Source organism: Streptomyces sp. NPDC014676 (assembly GCF_043084105.1).
GTDB lineage: Bacteria > Actinomycetota > Actinomycetes > Streptomycetales > Streptomycetaceae > Streptomyces.
In genome coordinates this window covers 182,211-202,000 of sequence record NZ_JBIBZI010000002.1, presented here as the reverse complement: position 1 = coordinate 202,000, position 19,790 = coordinate 182,211, and the positions used below count along the sequence as shown (strand labels likewise).

The window sequence follows — 19,790 nt, the reverse complement described above, 5'->3', positions numbered from 1 at the left end:
CATCGACGCGGGGTGGAGCAGCTCGGTAGCTCGCTGGGCTCATAACCCAGAGGTCGCAGGTTCAAATCCTGTCCCCGCTACTGAAGGCCGAGGGCCGGAATCCGAGAGGGTTCCGGCCCTCGGTGCGTACGGCGCATCCGGACGGCAGAAGAGAAGCCCCGGCACCCATCGGTGCCGGGGCTCGCTCGTGCGCCTCAGGCCGCCGCGCAGTTCGGGCAGACTCCGCGGTACGTCACCTCGACGTCGGAGACCGTGAAGCCGAAGCGCTCCGTGTCGGGGAGGTCGGCCAGCGGATTGCCGGTCGGGTGGACGTCGCGGATCGCGCCGCACCGCGCGCACACCAGATGGTGGTGCGGGCGGTGGGCGTTGGGGTCGTACCGCTTGGCCCGCTTGTCCGTGGCGACCTCCAGCACCTCACCGAGCGAGACCAGCTCGCCCAGGGTGTTGTAGACGGTCGCCCGGGAAATCTCGGGCAGCTTGGCGACAGCCCTGGCGTGCACCTCGTCGGCCGTCAGGTGGACGTGTTCGCCGTCGAGGACCTCGGCCACGACACGGCGCTGCGCGGTCATCCGCCATCCACGTCCGCGGAGCCGATCCAAAAGGTCACTCATAGGCACCAGCCTAACAGCAGGGGGAAAGGAATCCCGAACAGGTGTGACTTTGGAGCTTTGCTTGACTTAGACATTGTCCATTGTAGGATCGGGATCGGATTTGGCCAAGGCACGGTTTGGTCAGCAAGGACGCAGGAGGCGCACGTGACGCAGGGACCGCTCACTACGGAGGCCGGTGCCCCGGTTGCCGACAACCAGAACAGCGAGACCGCGGGCGTCGGTGGCCCGGTCCTCGTTCAGGACCAGCTCCTCATCGAGAAGCTGGCCCACTTCAACCGCGAGCGCATCCCGGAGCGTGTGGTGCACGCCCGCGGTGCCGGTGCCTACGGCACCTTCACGGTGACCGCCGACGTCACGCGGTACACGCGGGCCGCTTTCCTCTCCGAGGTCGGCAAGGAGACGGAGACCTTCCTGCGCTTCTCGACGGTGGCCGGCAACCTGGGCGCCGCGGACGCCGTGCGCGACCCGCGCGGTTTCGCGCTGAAGTTCTACACCGAGGAGGGCAACTACGACCTCGTCGGCAACAACACCCCGGTGTTCTTCATCCGGGACGCGATCAAGTTCCCGGACTTCATCCACACCCAGAAGCGCGACCCGTACACGGGCTCGACCGAGGCGGACAACGTCTTCGACTTCTGGGGCCTGTCGCCGGAGTCCACGCACCAGGTGACCTGGCTGTTCGGTGACCGCGGCATCCCGGCGTCGTACCGCCACATGGACGGCTTCGGCTCGCACACCTACCAGTGGAACAACGAGGCCGGCGAGGTCTTCTGGGTCAAGTACCACTTCAAGACGGACCAGGGCATCAAGAACCTGACCGCCGAGGAGGCCGAGATCCTCGCGGGCAAGGACCCCGACTCCCACCAGCGGGACCTGCGCGAGGCCATCGAGCGCGGCGAGTTCCCGTCCTGGACCGTCTACGTCCAGGTGATGCCGGCGGCCGAGGCGGCCACGTACCGCTTCAACCCCTTCGACCTGACCAAGGTCTGGCCGCACGCGGACTACCCGCTGATCGAGTTCGGCAAGCTGGAGCTCAACCGCAACCCGGAGAACATCTTCGCCGAGGTCGAGCAGTCCGCCTTCAGCCCCGCCCACTTCGTGCCGGGCATCGGTCCCTCCCCGGACAAGATGCTCCAGGGCCGCCTCTTCGGCTACAGCGACGCCCAGCGCTACCGCATCGGCATCAACGCCGACCAACTGCCGGTGAACCGCCCGCACGCCACCGAGGCGCGCACCAACTCCCGTGACGGCTACCTGTACGACGGCCGCCACAAGGGCGCGAAGAACTACGAGCCGAACAGCTTCGGCGGTCCGACCCAGACGGGTCGTCCGCTGTGGCAGCCCATCGCGGTGACCGGCGTCACCGGTGAGACGGTCACGCCCGTCCACGCCGAGGACAACGACTTCGTCCAGGCGGGCAACCTGTACCGGCTGATGACGGAGGAGGAGAAGGAGCGCCTGGTCAACAACCTGGCGAACGCCATCTCCGGCGTCACGCGTGACGAGATCGCCGACCGTGCGATCAACAACTTCCGCCAGGCGGACGAGGACTTCGGCAAGCGGCTGGAGGCCGCGGTCCAGGCCCTGCGCGGCTGATTCCAGCGCTGGACCGCTTGTCGAAACACGGGCCGGACCCCCTCTCGGGGTCCGGCCCGTTCCGCATGTCACTACGCCGGTACCCGCTGGACCGGCTGCCGCTGAGGTACCCAGCAGCGGATGATGTCGCGGACCGAGACGATGCCGGCCGGCTCGTCCCGGTCGAGGACGATCAGGTGACGGAAACCGCCGTGGGCCATGGCGGTGGCGGCCTCCTCCAGGGTCCAGGACGGGGCGGCGAACACGACGTCGGTGGTGGTGTGGGCGTGGGCGCGCTCGGTGTCGGGGTCCTGGCCTAGCCCGACGGAGTTGAGGACGTCCCGCTCGGTGAGGATGCCGATGCCGATGCCGTCGGGATCGAGGACCACGGCCGCGCCCACCCGGCGGGCGGACATCAGGGCGGCGGCCTGGCGCAGGGTGTGCGCGGGACCGATGGTGAGGACCACGGTGCTCATGGCGTCACGGACGAGCATGGATGGAGCCACCTCCTACCGGAAAACGCGAGGTCACGGGCGTAGGAGCCCGTTCGTTCGCGATTTCACAAGTTCACAAGTGGGGGAGCTCTCAGAGTGGCAGGCAAAGCGGGGGTCAACAAGAGGGCGCGTGCGGCCGACCGGGGGCGCGCACGCTCACCCGTGCCGCTCAGTAACGCTGGTTGAGGTACCCCAGCAACTCGTCGTGCAGCAGCCCGTTCGACGCGGCCGCGTTGCCGCTGTGCGGCCCCGGGCGGCCGTCGAGCCCGGTGAAACTGCCGCCCGCCTCCGTGACCACGATCGCGGTGGCCGCCATGTCCCACAGCGACAGCTCCGGCTCGGCGCACAGGTCCACCGATCCCTCGGCGACCATCATGTACGGCCAGAAGTCGCCGTACGCGCGCGTGCGCCACACCTCGCGGGTGAGGTCGAGGAAGCCGTCCAGGCGTCCCTGCTCCTCCCAGCCGCTGAGCGAGGAGTACGCGAAGGAGGCGTCGGACAGCCGGGAGACGCGGGAGACCCGCAGCCGGGAGGCCGACGACAGACTGCGGCCGCTGAAGGCGCCGTGCCCCCGCGCGGCCCACCAGCGACGGCCGAGGGCGGGGGCGGAGACCACCCCGACGACCGGCTGGAAGCCCCCCTCACCGGCCTCCGTCAGGGAGATCAGCGTGGCCCACACGGGCACTCCGCGCACGTAGTTCTTGGTGCCGTCGATCGGGTCGATCACCCAGCGCCGGGGCCCCGTGCCCTCCACCCCGTACTCCTCGCCCAGGATCGCGTCCCTGGGGCGGGCGCGCTTGAGGTGGCCGCGGATGAGTTCCTCGGCGGCCTTGTCCGCCTCACTCACCGGCGTCATGTCCGGTTTGGTCTCCACCTTGAGGTCGAGAGCCTTGAACCGTTCCATCGTCGCGGCGTCGGCGGCGTCCGCCAGGACATGGGCGAGACGCAGGTCGTCGAGGTAGTCGGGCATGCAACGAACGGTATCCGCCGAGGTCGGTGCGGGGCCACCGGGGGGCGGGTCCCGCGAACCCTTGACAGTGCCCGACGGCGCGTCAAATCTAACCGCAGGGTCGGCCGCTCGCCCCGAGGGAGGCGAAGATGCCTGCAGCGCGGGAGTCTCTGCTGGACGCCGCTTACACGGCACTGGCACGTCGCCCGTGGTCCGCGGTGCGGATGGTGGACGTGGCCGCCGCGGCCGGGGTCTCCCGCCAGACGCTGTACAACGAGTTCGGCAGCAAGGACGGCCTCGCCCGGGCCCTCGTCCGCAGGGAGGCCGACGGCTACCTCGCCGGCGTCGACCGCGCCCTCACCGGCCACTCGGACCCGCGCGACCGGCTGACCGCGACCGCCGAGTGGACCACCGCCAGCGCCCGCGAGAACGCCCTGGTCCGCGCGATGCTCACCGGCTGCTGGGGCGAACGCCTGCCCGCCGTGGACCTCGCGGCCGTGACGTCAGGACCCGCCGCGCCCGCGCAGCGCCGCGCCGACGGCCCGCTGCCCTCACCCGCCGACCTCGTCGCCCTCGTCCGCGACCGTGCCGTCGCCGTCCTGGCCAGCCCCGGCGTCCCCCGGTCCGACACCGCCGACCTGGCCCGCTCCTGCGAGCTGGTGGTCCGCCTCGCCCTGTCCTGCGTCACCGCGCCCCCGGCCGACACCGGCGTCGCCGACCTGGTGCGCGGCGCCCTGCGCCGGCCCTCGGCGGTGCCGTAGCGGGGCTCAGTGCGCGGACCCCGACAACTGCAACCCGATCACACCGACGATCACGAACGTGATCGACACGATCTTCAGCGTCGACACCAGGTCCCCGAGGAACACCATCCCGTAGATGGCCGTCCCCGCCGCGCCGATGCCCGTCCACACCGCGTACGCGGGCCCCACGTCCAGCTTCTTCAGCGCCAGGGTCAGCAGCCCGAAGCTGCCCAGCGCGAACGCGCAGAACGCGACGGTCGGCCACAGCCGGGTGAAGCCGTGCGACAGCTTCAGACACACGGCGAAGCCGGTCTCGAGCAACCCGGCCACGATGACCAGCAGCCACGCCATGTGTCGTCCTCCCGCATTCCCCACGTACAGTGACCGCTTCGCCAGGTTCGACGGGTTCGGGTCCGGCTCGGTGCGATTATGCACTTACCGCCCGGCGGCCACGACAAACAACGCGGAGGTCAGTCGCCCTCCGTGTGCTCCCGCGTCGCCAGCAGCCGGCGCAGCGAGTACAGCCGCGCCGGATCCGCGTGCCCCTCGGCCACCCACGCGTCCAGCGCGCAGTCCGGCTCGTCGTGACTGCACGCGCGCGGACAGCCCTCCGTGCCCGGCCCCAGATCGGGGAAGGCGTGGATCACCCGGGACGGGTCGACGTGGGCCAGCCCGAAGGACCGCACCCCCGGCGTGTCGATCACCCAGCCCTCGGCACCCGACAGCGGCAGCGCCAGCGCGGACGTCGTCGTGTGCCGTCCCCGCCCGGTCACCGCGTTGACATGTCCGGTCGTACGCCGCCGTTCCTCCGGCACCAGTGCGTTGACCAGCGTCGTCTTGCCGACCCCGGAGTGCCCCACGAACGCGGTGATCCGGCCGTCCAGATGCTCCCGCACCCGGTCCGCCGCCTCGCCGCTCTCCAGTTCCGCGCGGCTGGTCACGACGTACGGGATGTCGAGGTCGCCGTACAGCTCCAGCAGCTTGTCCGGCGGCGCGAGGTCCGACTTGGTCAGCACCAGCAGCGGCTCCAGGCCGCCGTCGTACGCCGCGACCAGGCAGCGGTCGATCAGCCGCGGACGGGGTTCGGGGTCGGCGAGGGCGGTGACGACGGCGAGCTGGTCGGCGTTGGCGACGACGACCCGCTCGTAGGGGTCGTCGTCGTCCGCGGTGCGGCGCAGCACCGACGCGCGCTCCTCGATCCGTACGATCCGCGCGAGCGTGTCCTTCTTCCCGGACAGGTCGCCGACGAGGGCCACCCGGTCACCGACCACCGCCGCCTTGCGGCCCAGTTCACGGGCCTTCATCGCCAGGACGACCCGGTCCTCGACGAGACAGGTCAGCCGGCCCCGGTCGACGGTGAGGACCAGGCCCGGGGCCGCGTCCTCGTGTTTGGGCCGGATGTGGGTGCGCGGCCGGTTGCCCTTGCGGTTGGGGCGGGAGCGGATGTCGTCCTCGTCGGTGTGCTTGCCGTAGCGGCGCATGGTGAACCCCTACGCCCCGAGCATCCCGGTCCACAGCTCGGGGAAGTCCGGCAGGGTCTTCGCCGTGGTGGCCACGTTCTCGATCCGCACGCCCTCGACCGCGAGGCCGATGACCGCGCCGGCGGTGGCCATGCGGTGGTCCTCGTAGGTGTGGAAGACCCCGCCGTGCAGCCGGCGCGGGCGGATGTGCAGGCCGTCGGCGGTCTCGGTGACGTCGCCGCCGAGCTCGTTGATCTCCTTGGTCAGCGCGGCCAGCCGGTCCGTCTCGTGCAGCCGGAGGTGAGCCACGCCCCGCAGGGTCGACGGGGAGTCCGCGAGCGCCGCCACGGCCGCGATGCCGGGCGTCAGCTCGCCGACCTCGCCGAGGTCCACGTCGATGCCGTGGACCGACCCGGAGCCGGTGAACACGAGCCCGAACTCGGTCAGCTCGCAGGAACCGCCCATCTCGGTGAAGATCTCCCGCAGCCGGTCACCGGGCTGGGTGGTACGGGCCGGCCAGTCCGGGACCACGACCTTGCCGCCGGTCACCAGCGCCGCCGCCAGGAACGGCTGGGCGTTGGACAGGTCAGGCTCGACGGTCAGGTCCCGGCCCAGCAGGGCGCCCGGCGTGACCCGCCAGACGTTCGGCTCGCCGCCCGACTCGGGGGTGTCCACCTGGGCACCCACCGCGCGGAGCATGTCGACGGTCATCCGGATGTGCGGCAGGGACGGCAGCGTCGCGCCGGTGTGGCGGACCTCCACGCCCTGGTTGAAGCGCGGCGCGGACAGCAGCAGGGCGCTGACGAACTGGGAGGACGAGGACGCGTCGACCTCCACGGTGCCGCCGTCCAGGGCGCCGCCGCCGTGCACGGTCATCGGCAGCGCGCCGCGCTCCTCGTCGTCGATCCGGGCGCCCAGCCGGCGCAGCGCGTCGATGACGCCGTCCAGGGGACGCTCGTAGGAGCGGGGGTCGCCGTCGAAGCGGACGGGGCCGTCGGCGAGGGTGGCGACCGGGGGCAGGAACCGCATCACCGTGCCGGCGTTGCCCACGTCGACGGTGGCCGGGCCGCGCAGGCCCGTGGGGAGCACCCGCCAGGCCTCGCCGGTGCCGTCCGGGCCGACGCCCTCCTCGATCTCCACGCCCATCGCGCGCAGGGCGCCGGCCATCAGCAGGGTGTCGCGGGACCGCAGCGGGCGGCGCAGCCAGCCCGGCTCGGAGGCCAGGGCGGCGAGGACGAGGGCGCGGTTGGTGACCGACTTGGACCCGGGCACGTGGACCGTCGCGTCGACGGCTCCGCTCGCGTGCGGGGCGGGCCAGAGGGCGGTGTGTGCGGGGTTCGGGGCCATGGGGCCCACTTTATAAGGAGGTCCGGGGGCAGGCCGTCTTTCGGGTGCGGCCACGTGAGGGGCCTGTCGCGCCCGCGCGGCGGAGCCGCGTGCCGGTACGGCCTCGCGCCCCGGGGAGCCGCCGGCGGCCCTCGACGCCTCACAGCCCCAGGAGCCACCTGCCGCCGCCCAGCAACGCGCACAGGGACACCGCGTGGAACAGGAACAGCCACAGGCCCGCCGGGACGTGGGTCAGGCGCGAGAGCTGGTCCGCGTCCGAGTCGGGTGCGCCGCCGTGGGAGCGCTTGGCCTGGAGTTCGAAGGCCGGGCGTACTCCGCCGAGGAGGAGGAACCAGACCACGGCGTACGCGAACGCCGCCTGCACCTGGGGGCCGGTCAGCCAGGACACCAGCAGGAAGGTGCCGCCGGTGACGACCACGGTCAGCGCGCCGTACGCGTTGCGGATCATCACCAGCATCGCCACCAGCAGCACCGTGGCCAGCCACAGCAGCAGCGTGATGCGGCCGGCGCCGAGCAGCGCGGCGCCGCCCAGACCCAGCAGCGGGGGAGCGGTGTAGCCGGCGGCGGCCGTGAGGATCATGCCGACGCCGTGCGGTTTTCCGCGGCTGACGGTCAGGCCGCTGGTGTCCGAGTGCAGACGTATCCCCGTCAGCGTGCGGCCGGTGAGCAGCGCCACCAGACCGTGTCCGCCCTCGTGGGCGATCGTGACGGCGTTCCGGGACAGCCGCCACAGCCCCTGCGGTACGACGACGGCGGCCGCGGCGGCCAGGGTGGCGACGACCACCCACACATCGGGGTCGGACTGGGTGCCGGAGACCTCGTCCCAGAGGGAGGCGAGTGACGCGGACGCGGTACTGACCATGCTTTCCATCTGTTTCCGGTTGCTCCCTCTGCCTGGGCGTACGGAGTCTGGCAGTGTTGCACGTATGTGCGGACGGTATGCAGCGAGTCGCAGGCCCGAGGATCTCGCGGGAACCTTTGAAATCGACAAGTGGGATCCGGAGGAGACCCTGGCGCCCGACTACAACGTGGCGCCGACCAAGGAGGTCTACGCCGTACTCGACCGTGCCCTGAAGGACGCGGCGGACCCGCGCCCGGTTCGGCAGCTGCGGAAGCTGAAGTGGGGCCTGGTGCCCTCCTGGTCCAAGACGCCCGAGGGCGCCGCCCGGATGATCAACGCCCGCGCGGAGACCGTCCACGAGAAGCCGTCCTACCGCCGGGCCTTCTCCTCCCGGCGCTGCATCCTGCCCGCCGACGGCTACTACGAGTGGGTCACCGGCAAGCAGGAGCGGGACCTGGAGGTCGAGGGGAAGAAGAAGCGGCCCCGCAAGCAGCCCTACTTCGTGACGCCGGCCGACGGATCGGTGTTCGCCATGGCCGGACTGTACGAGTTCTGGCGGGACAAGACGCTGCCGGACGACCACCCCCGGGCCTGGTGGGTGACGTGCTCCGTCATCACCACCGAGGCCGAGACCGGCCCGCTCGCCGTGTCACCGGCGGACGGCCCGCACACCCTCGCCGAGATCCACCCGCGGATGCCGCTGATGCTCACGCCGGACCGCTGGGACGCCTGGCTCGACCCCGCCCGCACCGACGCCGGCGAACTGCGCGAGCTGCTCGCCCCGCCGCCCTCCGGCCTGATGCGCGCCTACCCGGTCCCCACGGCCGTCAGCAACGTCCGCAACAACGGACCGGAGCTGCTGGAAGAGCTGGCCGCGCCGGAAGAGGGCACACTCTTCTGACGTGACCCCCGACACGGCAGACACGACCGACACGAGCGGCGCGTCCGTCTCGACCGAGACCGTTGAGACGGACGCCGGCACCGCCCGCGTCACCTGGCACCCCGCCGGGCGCCGCGCCCGCCTCGTCCTCGCGGTGAGCCACGGCGCCGGCGGCGGCATCGAGGCCCGGGACCTGAAGGCGCTCGCCGCCGTCCTGCCCGCACACGGCGTGACCGTCGCCCTGGTCGAACAGCCCTGGCGGGTGGCCGGCAAGAAGATCGCCCCCGCGCCGAGGACCCTCGACACCGGCTGGCGCGGCGTCTGGCCCGCGCTGGCGAAGCCGGGCCTGCCGGTGATCTCGGGCGGGCGCAGCGCCGGCGCCCGCGTCGCCTGCCGGACCGCCACGGAACTCGGCGCCCACGCCGTACTCGCCCTGAGCTTCCCCCTGCATCCGCCGGGCAGGCCCGAGCGGTCCCGCGCCGACGAGCTGCTCGGCACGGGGGTGCCCACCCTCGTCGTCCAGGGCGGCAACGACCCGTTCGGCAGGCCCGGGGAGTTCCCCGAGGGGACATACGAACTGGCCGAGGTACCCCACGGCGATCACGGCTTCGCCGTGCCCAAGCGGGCGGACCTCACGCAGGAGGAGGCCGTGACGGTGATCACGGACGCGGTCGTGCGGTGGACCGGCACACTCGGATGAGGCCCGGGAATGCCCGGACGGATCCCGCTGTTGGGACGGACGTACATGCCGGTCAGCGGCATCGCCGTCGTAGGAGAGGAAGTCCGCCGCATGGGTTCGACCTTCTGCCCGAGTCGCAGTGCCCGCGCCGATCTGGACTGGACGGTGCTGCACGCGGCCAAGACCGTCCCTGTTCGGGCGGCGGGTGGACCGGATCGTCGTCTATCCTCCGATTCGGGTGAGACCGGTTTCGGTCTCACGACAACTCTGGAGGAGGTGGGTCCGGTTCCCGGTACCGACGCAGGGACCGAACACGGCCAGGCGGAGCAGCCCGAGGGCCAGGGCAGCACGGGCGCGGAGTCGACCACGGAGCGCAGCGCGCGCTTCGAGCGGGACGCGCTCGAGTTCCTCGACCAGATGTATTCGGCCGCGCTGCGCATGACGCGCAACCCGGCCGACGCGGAGGACCTGGTGCAGGAGACGTACGCCAAGGCGTACGCGTCCTTCCACCAGTTCCGTGAGGGCACCAACCTCAAGGCGTGGCTGTACCGGATCCTCACCAACACCTTCATCAACTCGTACCGCAAGAAGCAGCGCGAACCCCAGCGCAGCGCGGCCGAGGAGATCGAGGACTGGCAGCTCGCGCGCGCCGAGTCGCACATGTCCACGGGTCTGCGCTCCGCGGAGTCGCAGGCGCTGGACCACCTGCCCGACTCGGACGTCAAGGAAGCGCTCCAGGCGATCCCGGAGGAGTTCCGCATCGCGGTGTATCTCGCCGATGTCGAGGGCTTTGCCTACAAGGAGATCGCGGACATCATGGGGACACCCATCGGTACGGTGATGTCCCGGCTGCACCGTGGCCGCCGTCAGCTGCGCGGCATGCTGGAGGACTACGCGCGTGAGCGCGGACTGGTCCCGGCCGGCGCCGGAGAGTCGAACGAAGCGAAAGGCTCGGGGTCATGAGCTGCGGAGAGCCGCACGAGACGGATTGCAGCGAAATCCTCGATCATCTCTACGAGTTCCTCGACCGTGAGATGCCGGATTCCGACTGTGTGAAGTTCGAGCACCACTTCGAGGAATGCTCGCCGTGCCTGGAGAAGTACGGGCTCGAGCAGGCGGTGAAGAAGCTGGTCAAGCGCTGCTGCGGACAGGACGACGTGCCGGGCGACCTGCGCTCCAAGGTCATGGGCCGGCTCGACCTGATCCGCTCCGGCCAGGCCGTCCCCGACCAGGACGTCACGGCCTCGCCGGCCGCACCGCAGGAGTCCTGACACTCCGCGGTTCCCCGGCCCCTGTGTCACTCGAACGTGCTAATCCGCGGGTTATCGGCCCGTGGAGGCACCCCTCGCGGTCCTAGGCTCCAGAGCCTGGCAGACGGCAGGTCGGGTGTCGGCGGGCACGGTCGGGGAGGGGCACATGGAGGCGTTACCGGCACGGGTCCGCGCGTATGTCGCCTGTGTCACCGTGCTGGGCCTGCTCTGTCCACTGCCGCTGGTTCCCTCCGTCCCGGTGTCACCGCCGGGCGGTACCCGCTTCTCCTGGTGGGCGGTCGCCCTGCTCGCCGCGCTGTACGCGGGCTGCGAGTGCCTCGCCCGATCGCGTCCGGTCGCCGCCCCGCACCCGGGCGGAACCTTTCACCCCGTCCTGCTCGCCGGGGCCTTCCTGCTGCCACCGCCCGCCGCGGCGCTGGTCGCGCTCCCCGGGGCGCTGCTGCTCCCCGTGGAACAATGCCCGTACCTGGCGCGCAGGCTCTGGCGGGCCGGCAGGCTGATGCTCGCCGTATGGGCCGCGAGCCGGGTCCATCTGGCGGTCGGCGGCCGGGACGCGGTGGCGGACTGCGACGTGTCGGCCGCGCTCGGCACGGCCGGGGCCGCGGTGCTGGCGTTCTGCCTGGTGCTCACCCTGCTGGACGGCGGCATCCCGGCGTCGGCGCCCGGCGTGCTCCCGCGCGGGAGACGGATTCCGGCACCGGCCGCCTGGTGGCGGCTGTTCCTCGGGTCGCTGGCCCCGATCACCGTGCACGGCCTCGCCGGACTCATGATGGCGCTGCTGTGGCGCAGCCCCTACGGCCCGGTGGCCGCGCTGCTGGTACTGCCGCCGATGGGGGTCTCCTGGTGGGCGTTCGTCCAGTACCACCGGGAACGGGCCGCCCATCAGGCGACGATCCGCGCCCTCGTCCAGGCCGTCGACATCAAGGACGGCTACACGCGCGGGCACAGTGAACGCGTCGGACAGGCGTCCATGATGATCGCGCGGGAACTCGGCATGGACGACGAGCGCGTCGAGATGCTCCGCTTCGCGGGCATCCTGCACGACGTCGGCAAGCTCGGCGTGCCCACCCGGCTGCTCACCAAGAACGGCCCGCTGACCCCCGAGGAGCGCCGGGTGATCGAACTGCACCCCGAGTACGGGCACGAGATGGTGCGGGGGATCTCCTTCCTCGGCGAGGCCCGCGCGGCGGTGCTGCACCACCACGAACGGCTGGACGGCACCGGCTACCCCTACGGGCTGGCGGGCGGTCAGATCCCGGAGTCCGCGCGGGTGGTCGCCGTCGCCGACGCCTTCGACGCGATGACCTCCACCCGCTCCTACAGCAGGGCACGGCCCGTGCCCGTGGCGCTGGAGGAACTCCGGCGGTGCGCGGGTGCCCACTTCGACCCGCGGATGGTGGCCGCGCTGGTCCGGGCGATCGGCCGGTCCGGCTGGCACTCGGCGGTGACCGCCGACGAAGCACGACCCGCCCCCGGTGACACGCGGCCCGCCCCCGACGGCCCCCGACCGGTCGCCGGTGCCCCCGGGCCTGCCACGGGCGGCATTCGATCGGTTCTCGGTGACACGCGGCCCGCCGACGGTGGCACGCGACCGGTCGCCGGTGCCCCCGGGCCTGCCACGGGCGGCATTCGATCGGCTCCCGGTGACACGCGGCCCGCCGACGGTGGCACGTCGTCCGCCACCGAGGGCACTCGGTCCGCCACCGGGGACATACGGCCCGCGGCCCTGCCCGGAGCCGCCGGGCCGGTCGTCGGCCGGCCAGGGACGCGCCGATGAGGCCCCGGCTGCACACCGTCGTGCACCTGTGCGCCGCCGTCCTCGCCGCCGGTTCCCTGGGCAGCACGCTCTACGACGGCGTCGAGGAGCGCGGTACGGCCCTCGCCTTCGGGGTGCTCATCGCCGTCGGCGAGCTCACCCGGCGCAACGGGACACGGATCAGGGAGGCCGCGCCGCTCGCCGCCGCGGGTTCACTGTCGTACGCCCTGCTCGGCGAGACCGCGGCCCGGCCCACCCACCACGGCGCCGCCCAGGTCGTCACCGTGGTGCTCGCCGCGTCCCTGCTCGGCAGCGTGCCGCACGTCGGGCGCGGTGAAGGCCCCGCCCTCGACCCGTCGGCCCGCAGGGTGCTGACCGTCGGCTTCGTCGCCCTGTGCTTCCAGCCGCTGTACAACCGGGGCACCTTCGACGGCTGGAGCGGCCCCGCCCACGCGCTGCTCCTGCTCGCCCTGCTCTCCCTCACCGCGCTGTGCGACGCCGTCCTCGCCGCCGCGCTGACCCACTCCCGCACCGGTTGGCCCTTCCCGCCGACGCTGCGCGACGAACTGCGGGCCCTGCCCGGCATCGGGGCCGCCGTCATCGCCACGGGCGCGGTGATGGCGCTCGGGGTCGCGGTCGTGGGGCTGTGGGCGCTGCCCGTCTTCTCCGTACCCCTGCTGCTCGCACAGCTTTCCTACCGGCGGTACGCCGCCGTGCGTGCCACCTACCGGCAGACCATCACCTCCCTCGCGCGGGCCACCGAGATCGCCGGATACACCCCGGCCGGGCACGCCCGCCGGGTCGCCGCGCTCAGCCGGGCGGTGGGGCGGGACCTCGGGCTGACCGAACCCGAACTGACCGTGCTGGAGTACGCCGCCCTGATGCACGACATCGGCCAGCTCAGCCTCGTCGACCCGGTCCCCGACGGCGCCACCGCCGTCCTGCCGGTCACCGAACAGCGGCGGATCGCGCTGCTCGGCGGCGCCGTGGTGCGCCAGACCGGGGTGGACCCGCGCGTGGCCGCGATCGTCGAACGCCAGGCCGACCCGCATCGGGAACAGCCGCTCGCCGCACGTATCGTCCGGGTGGTCAACGCGTACGAGGAGAAGTCCAGGGAAGGCGGACCCGGCGGGCCGCTGACCGCGCTGGAGGAACTGCGCCTGACAACCGCCGGGGAGTACGCGCCGGAGGTGGTCGAAGCACTGGCCCGGGTGCTGTCACGGAACACGGAGGGGGCGCGTGAACACCAGGGCCGAACGTGGCGAGGGCCACGAACGGGACTGTCTGACCCCGGCCGAGGCTGGGTAACCCATGGGTAATGAGCGCCCTCGCGGCCGTACGTGGTTGGATGCGAAGGAGAGGGTGTCCGGGGGCGCGGACAGGTACGGCCAGCCCACCGACGGAACTGGCAGGCGGGAATCGTGAGGATCTTCGGCAAGGGACGGCACCGGCCCTCCGCCTCCTGGCGGCAGGCCACGGACCGTGCGTTCACGCTCATCGGCGACGGCCGGTACGAGGACGCGGGCGCGCTGCTGACCCGTGCCGCCGACCTGGAGCCCTGGTTGTCGGAGTCCTGGTTCAACCTCGCGCTGCTGCACAAGTTCCGGCACGACTGGGAGCAGGCGCGGTCGGCCGGTCTGCGGGCCGTGGCGCTGCTCGACCGCGACACGGGTGCTCCCGACTGGTGGAACGTCGGCATCGCCGCCACCGCCCTGCAGGACTGGCCGCTGGCCCGGCGGGCCTGGCAGGCCTACGGACTCAAGGTGCCCGGACCGGCCACCGACTCCGGCGAGCCCCTCGGCATGGAGCTGGGCAGCGCGGCCGTACGGCTGTCCCCGGAGGGGGAGGCGGAGGTCGTGTGGGGGCGGCGCCTCGACCCCGCCCGGATCGAGGTGCTGTCCATTCCGCTGCCGTCCTCCGGACGCCGCTGGGGCGAGGTCGTCCTGCACGACGGTGTGCCGCACGGGGAGCGGAGCACCGCCGCCGGGCACACCTACCCGGTGTTCGACGAGATCGAGTTGTGGGCGCCCTCGCCGGTGCCGACCTGGGTGGTGCTGTTGGAGGCCGCGACCGAGGCCGACCGGGACGCACTGGAGCAACTGGCCTCCGACGCCGGGTTCGCGGCCGAGGACTGGTCGTCCTCCGTGCGGCTGCTGTGCCGGATGTGCTCGGAGTCCCGGATGCCGTCGGACGAGGGGGAGGGCGAGCATCTGGATCCGCACGATCACAGTGAGCCGGGGCATCCGGGGCCGCTGGGGCACCGGACGGACGGGCAGCTGTGGGTGCCGGAGCGGGAATGCGGCGTCGCCGCCCCTGCCTCCCTCGTACGGGGGTTGCTGGACGGGTGGGTCGCGGACAGTCCGGACTCGCGGGACTGGCGGGATCTCGAAGAGGTGTGCTGAGACCGTTCACCGACCGCAGGTTCGTGGGGGTTGACCGCGCCCACGCGGCGGAGCCGCACATCGATATGGCCCCGCCCCTTTCGGGACGCGTTTCCCCGTACCCTGTACCGAGCATCAACCTGGGTTTCACTGAGGAAGGCGTACGTCGGTCATGGCTCAGCAGGACACCGATCAGCAGCACGCGGGCGTGCTCCCTGTCGACGGCGAGGGGTACGTCATCGACACGGAGGACTGCGAGGAGCGCGAGACGGCGTGGCGGGAGCGCGGTACCTCGCGCCCCATCACCGTGGTCGGCAACCCGGTGCTGCACCAGGAGTGCAAGGACGTCACGGACTTCGGCGACGAGTTCCAGCAACTGGTCGCCGACATGTTCGCCAGCCAGCGCACCGCCGAGGGCGTGGGCCTGGCCGCCAACCAGATCGGCGTGGACAAGAAGGTCTTCGTCTACGACTGCCCGGACGACGAGGGCGTGCGGCACGTCGGCGTGATCTGCAACCCCAAGCTGGTCGAACTGCCCGCCGAGCAGCGCCGGCTGGACGACAGCAACGAGGGCTGCCTGTCGGTGCCCACGGCGTACATGCCGCTGGCCCGCCCCGACTACGCCGAAGTGACCGGCCAGGACGAGAAGGGCAACCCCGTCCGGGTACGCGGCACCGGTTACTTCGCACGGTGTTTGCAGCACGAGACCGACCACCTCTACGGCTACCTCTACATCGACCGGCTGTCCAAGCGTGAACGCAAGGACGCGCTGCGGCAGATGGCCGAGAACGAGCCGCGTTACCCCGTGGTGGCCAACGACTGACCGGCCCTCGGGGCCCCTCCCTCTCCTCACGAACGGCGTCCGATCGAGCACCTTTTCGATCGGACGCCGTTCGTCTGTGCGACCTCCGCAGTGGCGAAAGAAGCAAATCCGTTCCCAGAACGGTCAGTTGTGGTGCTGAATGGAGGTGCGGGGATACGCACGGCGTGCGCCCGGCTCGGGGGCGGGCGCACGCCGACTGGCGGCAGAGAGGGGATTGTTCGTGCATGCTTTGTCACACGGCACCACATCGACACCGACCACCATCGCAGTTCCACCGGCGCTGTCTCTTCCGGTGATCGAGGCGGCGTTTCCCCGGCAACTCCACCCGTATTGGCCCCGACTTCAACAGGCGACCAGGGCGTGGCTGCTCGAAAAGCGGCTCATGCCGGCGGACAAGGTGGAGGAATATGCCGATGGCCTGTGCTACACCGATCTCATGGCGGGCTACTACATAGGCGCCCCCGACGACGTCCTGCAGGCGATAGCGGACTACAGCGCGTGGTTCTTCGTCTGGGACGACCGGCACGACCGCGACATCGTGCACGGCCGCTCAGCCGCCTGGCTGCGGCTGAAGGACCGGCTGCACAGGGCCCTCGACAGCCCCGGTGACCACCTGGACCACGAGGATCCGGTGGTGGCGGGGCTCGCGGACAGCGTGGAGCGGCTGTACGCGTTCCTGCCGGGCGGCTGGAACGACCGGTTCGCCCGGCACTTCCACGAGGTGATCGAGGCGTACGACAGGGAGTTCCACAACCGTACGGAGGGGATCGTCCCCACCGTCGAGGAATACCTGGAACTGCGCCGGCTCACCTTCGCGCACTGGATCTGGACCGATCTCCTGGAGCCGAGCGCGGGCAGTGAACTGCCGGACGAGATACGGAAGTACCCCGCCTACCGGAAGGCGGCACTGCTCAGTCAGGAATTCGCCGCCTGGTACAACGACCTCTGTTCCCTGCCGAAGGAAATAGCGGGCAGTGAGGTGCACAATCTCGGCATCAGTCTCATCACCCACGAGGAACTCACGCTCGAAGAGGCAATCACGGACATGAGGCGCCGCGTCGAGGAATGCATCAGCGAATTCCAGGACGCCGAACGGGACGCCCTGCGCTTTGCGGACGCCCTCGACGACGGCACGGTGGGAGGAAAGGAAACGAGTGCCGCCGTACGCGCCTGCGTCGGCAATATGCGGAACTGGTTCAGCTCCGTCTACTGGTTCCACCACGAGTCCGGCCGGTACCGGGTCGACAGCTGGGACGACCGGTCCACACCCCCGTACGTCGACAACGAAACGGCAGGTGAGTCATGACCGTCGAGTCGGTGAACCCCGAAACGGCCGGGGAGGCCGGACTGCGCGAGCCCCCCGTGGCCGGCGGAGGCGTCCCCGTCCTGGGCCACGGCTGGAAACTGGCGCGCGATCCGCTGTCCTTCATGTCCCGGCTGCGCGACCACGGCGACGTGGTGCGCCTCAAGCTCGGACCGAAGACGGTGTACGCCGTCACCACCCCCGCCCTCACCGGGGCGGTGGCGCTGAGTCCCGACTACATCATCGCCGGACCACTCTGGGAGTCCCTGGAGGACCTGCTCGGCAAGGAGGGCGTCGCCACCGCCAACGGCCCGCTGCACCGGCGCCAGCGCCGCACCATCCAGCCCGCGTTCAGGCTCGACGCCATCCCCGCGTACGGGCCGGTCATGGCGGAGGAGGCGTACGCGCTCGTGGAGCGCTGGCGCCGCGGCGAGGTGCTGGACGTCACGGCGGAGTCCTTCCGCGTGGCCGTCCGGGTGGCCGCCCGCTGCCTGATGCGCGGCAGTTACATGGACGCCCGGGCGGAGCGCATCTGCGCCGACCTCACCACGCTGTTCGGCGGGATGTACCAGCGGATGGTGGTACCGCTCGGACCGCTCTACAAGGTGCCGCTTCCGGCCAACCGGCAATTCAACCGCGCGCTGGCCGATTTGCATGTCCTGGTCGACGAGATCGTCGCCGACCGACGGGCAAGCGGTCAAAAACCGAACGATTTGCTGACGGCTTTGCTGGAGGCGGAGGACGAGAATGGCGAGCCCATAGGGGAACAGGAGATCCACGACCAGGTACTCGCCATCATCACCGCCGGCAGTGAAACCGTCGGATCCACGATCATGTCGCTCCTCCTGGTTCTCACCGAGCACCCGGAACTCGGAGACAAGATCCGCGACGAGGTGAAATCCGTCGTGGGTGACCGCCCGGTCGCATTCGAGGACGTCCGAAAGCTGACGTACACCGCGAATGTCGTCGTCGAGACCCTGCGGCTGTATCCGGCCGTATGGATATTGACGCGCCGCGCGGTGGCCGACACGGAACTCGGCGGATACCGCATTCCCGAGGGCGCGGACCTCATCTACAGTCCGTACGCGATCCAGCGCGACCGGCGGTCGTACGAGCGGCACGAGGAGTTCGACCCCGACCGGTGGCTCCCCGAGCGGGCGGGGGACGTGCCCAAGTACGCGATGAGTCCGTTCAGTGTGGGCAACCGCAAGTGCCCCAGCGACCACTTCTCGATGGCTGAGCTCACGCTCGTCACCGCGGTGGTCGCCTCCGCCTACCGCTTCGACCACGCGCCCGGCTCCGACGCCAGGCCCCGGATCGGCATCACGCTCCGGCCGCGTCGGCTGATGCTGCGGGCGGTGCCCCGCTGACCCGCGCGGCGCGCGTTCAGGCGGCCTGAGGGCCCCTGAACGTGCGCCGGTAGGTCTGGGGCGTCGTACCGACGGCGCGGACGAAGTGGTGGCGCAGCGCCGCCGCGTTGCCGAAGCCGGTACGGCCCGCGATCGCGTCCACCGTCTCGTCCGTCGCCTCCAGCAGACGCTGCGCCAGCAGTACCCGCTGGCGCAGGATCCAGCGGTAGGGCGTGGTGCCGGTCTCCTGCTGGAAGCGGCGGGCGAAGGTGCGCGGCGACATGTGGGCGCGGGCGGCGAGCTGCTCGACGGTGGTCTCCTCGTCGAGATGCCGCTCCATCCACACCAGGACCTCGGAGACGGTGTCGCCCCCGGACCGCGGCAGCGGGCGCTCGATGTACTGGGCCTGCCCGCCGTCGCGGTGCGGGGGCACCACCATGCGCCGGGCGATCTTGTTGGCGACCTCCGGCCCCTGCTCCTTGCGTACCAGGTGCAGACAGGCGTCGATGCCGGCGGCGGTGCCCGCGGAGGTGATCACCGGGTCCTCGTCGACGTAGAGCACATCCGGCTCGACCGTCAGATGGGGATACTTCCTGGTCAGCGCCTCCGCGTGCTTCCAGTGGGCGGCGGCACGCCGGCCGTCGAGGAGTCCGGCGGCGGCGAGCACGAACACCCCGGAGCAGACGCTGAGCACCCGCGCGCCCCGGTCCACCCCTCTGCGCAGGGCGTCCAGCAGTTCGGGCGGGAACTCCCGGGACACGTAGGAGGAACCGGCGGGCACGGCGATGAGGTCCGCGGTCTCCAGACGCTCCAGACCGTGCTCGACCTGGAGGGAGAAGCCCGCGTTGGTGCGCACCGCCGGGCCGTCGGCCGAGGCGACGGCGAAGTCGTAGACCGGCAGGCCGTCGTCGCTGCGGTCGACGCCGAAGACCTCGCAGACGACACCGAGTTCGAAGGGGTTCACACCGTCGAGGAGGACGGCGGCCACGTTCTGGAGCATGGCTCCAGTGTGCCGCGCCCTTGGCAGTAAATCGAGGGTGCACGGCAGTCCTGCCACTGCCGGTAAGGAGTGTCGGGCGCGACAGTGGTGTCATGGATACGACGCAGATGGAAGCACTGATCGCGATGGTGGCCGTTCTCGGCCTGTTCGTCCTCATGATCCTCCCCGCCCTGATCGGCATCGCGCACGACCGGCGGATCGACCGGCAGATCAGGCAGGCCGAGGCCGCCCGCGCCGCCGCCGAGCGCCGCACCGGGCCGGCCGCCGCCCGCCCGGCGCGGGGTGCCGCCCCCCACCGCACCGCACGGGCGGCGTGAGGCGGCACCGGGAG

Annotated in this window: 20 protein-coding genes, 1 tRNA gene and 1 pseudogene; 14 read left to right on the top strand and 8 right to left on the bottom strand. The window is 71.4% G+C overall.

Going from position 1 to position 19,790, the window contains the following annotated elements; all coding sequences use genetic code 11:
* Positions 1 to 6 precede the first annotated feature (6 nt).
* Positions 7 to 80, top strand: a tRNA-Met gene (locus ACF1DX_RS05315).
* Between the two features lie 114 nt (positions 81 to 194).
* Here the strand turns inward: ACF1DX_RS05315 and ACF1DX_RS05310 are convergent.
* Positions 195 to 611: a Fur family transcriptional regulator gene (locus ACF1DX_RS05310; RefSeq protein WP_391789898.1), complete on the bottom strand. Its 417-nt coding sequence runs from the start codon at positions 609 to 611 to the stop codon at positions 195 to 197.
* Between the two features lie 144 nt (positions 612 to 755).
* Here ACF1DX_RS05310 and ACF1DX_RS05305 point away from each other — a divergent pair, with 144 nt between their 5' ends.
* A complete protein-coding gene (locus ACF1DX_RS05305) occupies positions 756 to 2,207 on the top strand; it encodes a catalase (protein ID WP_391789897.1) in 1,452 nt (483 codons plus the stop codon).
* Between the two features lie 71 nt (positions 2,208 to 2,278).
* Here ACF1DX_RS05305 and ACF1DX_RS05300 read toward each other — a convergent pair whose 3' ends face one another.
* Positions 2,279 to 2,680 carry a cyclic nucleotide-binding/CBS domain-containing protein gene (locus ACF1DX_RS05300; RefSeq protein ID WP_391789896.1) on the bottom strand — a complete coding sequence of 134 codons (402 nt, stop codon included), beginning with the start codon at positions 2,678 to 2,680 and terminating at the stop codon, positions 2,279 to 2,281.
* 169 nt (positions 2,681 to 2,849) lie between these two features.
* A complete protein-coding gene (gene hisN, locus ACF1DX_RS05295; RefSeq protein WP_391789895.1) occupies positions 2,850 to 3,650 on the bottom strand; it encodes a histidinol-phosphatase in 801 nt (266 codons plus the stop codon).
* Between the two features lie 128 nt (positions 3,651 to 3,778).
* Here hisN and ACF1DX_RS05290 point away from each other — a divergent pair, with 128 nt between their 5' ends.
* Entirely contained in the window at positions 3,779 to 4,390 is a 612-nt protein-coding gene (locus ACF1DX_RS05290; protein ID WP_391789894.1) for a TetR/AcrR family transcriptional regulator, read from the top strand.
* A 6-nt stretch (positions 4,391 to 4,396) separates the two neighbouring features.
* Here ACF1DX_RS05290 and ACF1DX_RS05285 read toward each other — a convergent pair whose 3' ends face one another.
* The 4 genes from ACF1DX_RS05285 to ACF1DX_RS05270 all read right to left on the bottom strand — a co-directional run bounded on the left by ACF1DX_RS05285 (position 4,397) and on the right by ACF1DX_RS05270 (position 8,038).
* Positions 4,397 to 4,720 (bottom strand): multidrug efflux SMR transporter, encoded by a 324-nt coding sequence (locus ACF1DX_RS05285; RefSeq protein WP_030860215.1) that lies wholly within the window; start codon positions 4,718 to 4,720, stop codon positions 4,397 to 4,399.
* 119 nt (positions 4,721 to 4,839) lie between these two features.
* Positions 4,840 to 5,850, bottom strand: coding sequence for a ribosome small subunit-dependent GTPase A (gene rsgA / locus ACF1DX_RS05280; RefSeq protein WP_391789893.1), 1,011 nt, complete (start codon positions 5,848 to 5,850; stop codon positions 4,840 to 4,842).
* 9 nt (positions 5,851 to 5,859) lie between these two features.
* The gene (aroA, locus tag ACF1DX_RS05275; protein WP_391789892.1) at positions 5,860 to 7,176 is read right to left on the bottom strand and encodes a 3-phosphoshikimate 1-carboxyvinyltransferase; all 1,317 of its coding nucleotides are present in this window, start codon (positions 7,174 to 7,176) and stop codon (positions 5,860 to 5,862) included.
* A gap of 139 nt (positions 7,177 to 7,315) precedes the next feature.
* Positions 7,316 to 8,038, bottom strand: a complete 723-nt coding sequence (locus ACF1DX_RS05270; RefSeq protein WP_391789891.1) for a M50 family metallopeptidase — start codon at positions 8,036 to 8,038, stop codon at positions 7,316 to 7,318.
* A 64-nt stretch (positions 8,039 to 8,102) separates the two neighbouring features.
* On the opposite strand from ACF1DX_RS05270, the gene ACF1DX_RS05265 reads away from it, so the two are divergent.
* The 10 genes and pseudogenes from ACF1DX_RS05265 (at position 8,103) to ACF1DX_RS05220 (ending at position 18,480) form a co-directional block, all read left to right on the top strand.
* Positions 8,103 to 8,918 (top strand): SOS response-associated peptidase, encoded by an 816-nt coding sequence (locus ACF1DX_RS05265; RefSeq protein ID WP_391789890.1) that lies wholly within the window; start codon positions 8,103 to 8,105, stop codon positions 8,916 to 8,918.
* Between the two features lies 1 nt (position 8,919).
* The gene (locus tag ACF1DX_RS05260; RefSeq protein WP_391789889.1) at positions 8,920 to 9,597 is read left to right on the top strand and encodes an alpha/beta family hydrolase; all 678 of its coding nucleotides are present in this window, start codon (positions 8,920 to 8,922) and stop codon (positions 9,595 to 9,597) included.
* Positions 9,598 to 9,852: 255 nt separating this feature from the next.
* Positions 9,853 to 10,539, top strand: a complete 687-nt coding sequence (sigR, locus tag ACF1DX_RS05255) for an RNA polymerase sigma factor SigR (protein ID WP_030860226.1) — start codon at positions 9,853 to 9,855, stop codon at positions 10,537 to 10,539.
* Positions 10,536 to 10,847, top strand: a complete 312-nt coding sequence (gene rsrA, locus ACF1DX_RS05250) for a mycothiol system anti-sigma-R factor (RefSeq protein ID WP_085575468.1) — start codon at positions 10,536 to 10,538, stop codon at positions 10,845 to 10,847. Before sigR ends, rsrA begins: the two co-directional genes overlap by 4 nt.
* Before the next feature lie 145 nt (positions 10,848 to 10,992).
* A pseudogene (locus ACF1DX_RS05245) lies at positions 10,993 to 12,375 on the top strand (HD-GYP domain-containing protein); the annotation flags it as partial.
* 245 nt (positions 12,376 to 12,620) lie between these two features.
* On the top strand, positions 12,621 to 13,922 hold the full coding sequence (locus ACF1DX_RS05240; RefSeq protein WP_391789888.1) for an HD-GYP domain-containing protein: 1,302 nt from the start codon (positions 12,621 to 12,623) through the stop codon (positions 13,920 to 13,922).
* A 102-nt stretch (positions 13,923 to 14,024) separates the two neighbouring features.
* Entirely contained in the window at positions 14,025 to 15,005 is a 981-nt protein-coding gene (locus tag ACF1DX_RS05235; protein ID WP_030860234.1) for a hypothetical protein, read from the top strand.
* A gap of 151 nt (positions 15,006 to 15,156) precedes the next feature.
* Positions 15,157 to 15,807: a peptide deformylase gene (gene def / locus ACF1DX_RS05230; RefSeq protein WP_391789887.1), complete on the top strand. Its 651-nt coding sequence runs from the start codon at positions 15,157 to 15,159 to the stop codon at positions 15,805 to 15,807.
* A gap of 220 nt (positions 15,808 to 16,027) precedes the next feature.
* Positions 16,028 to 17,113: an epi-isozizaene synthase gene (gene cyc1 / locus ACF1DX_RS05225; RefSeq protein WP_391789886.1), complete on the top strand. Its 1,086-nt coding sequence runs from the start codon at positions 16,028 to 16,030 to the stop codon at positions 17,111 to 17,113.
* Positions 17,110 to 18,480: a cytochrome P450 gene (locus ACF1DX_RS05220; RefSeq protein WP_391789885.1), complete on the top strand. Its 1,371-nt coding sequence runs from the start codon at positions 17,110 to 17,112 to the stop codon at positions 18,478 to 18,480. Before cyc1 ends, ACF1DX_RS05220 begins: the two co-directional genes overlap by 4 nt.
* A 16-nt stretch (positions 18,481 to 18,496) precedes the next feature.
* Here the strand turns inward: ACF1DX_RS05220 and ACF1DX_RS05215 are convergent, their stop codons facing one another.
* Positions 18,497 to 19,459, bottom strand: coding sequence for a GlxA family transcriptional regulator (locus ACF1DX_RS05215; protein WP_391789884.1), 963 nt, complete (start codon positions 19,457 to 19,459; stop codon positions 18,497 to 18,499).
* Between the two features lie 92 nt (positions 19,460 to 19,551).
* Here ACF1DX_RS05215 and ACF1DX_RS05210 point away from each other — a divergent pair, with 92 nt between their 5' ends.
* A complete protein-coding gene (locus tag ACF1DX_RS05210) occupies positions 19,552 to 19,776 on the top strand; it encodes a hypothetical protein (protein ID WP_391789883.1) in 225 nt (74 codons plus the stop codon).
* Positions 19,777 to 19,790: the final 14 nt, after the last annotated feature.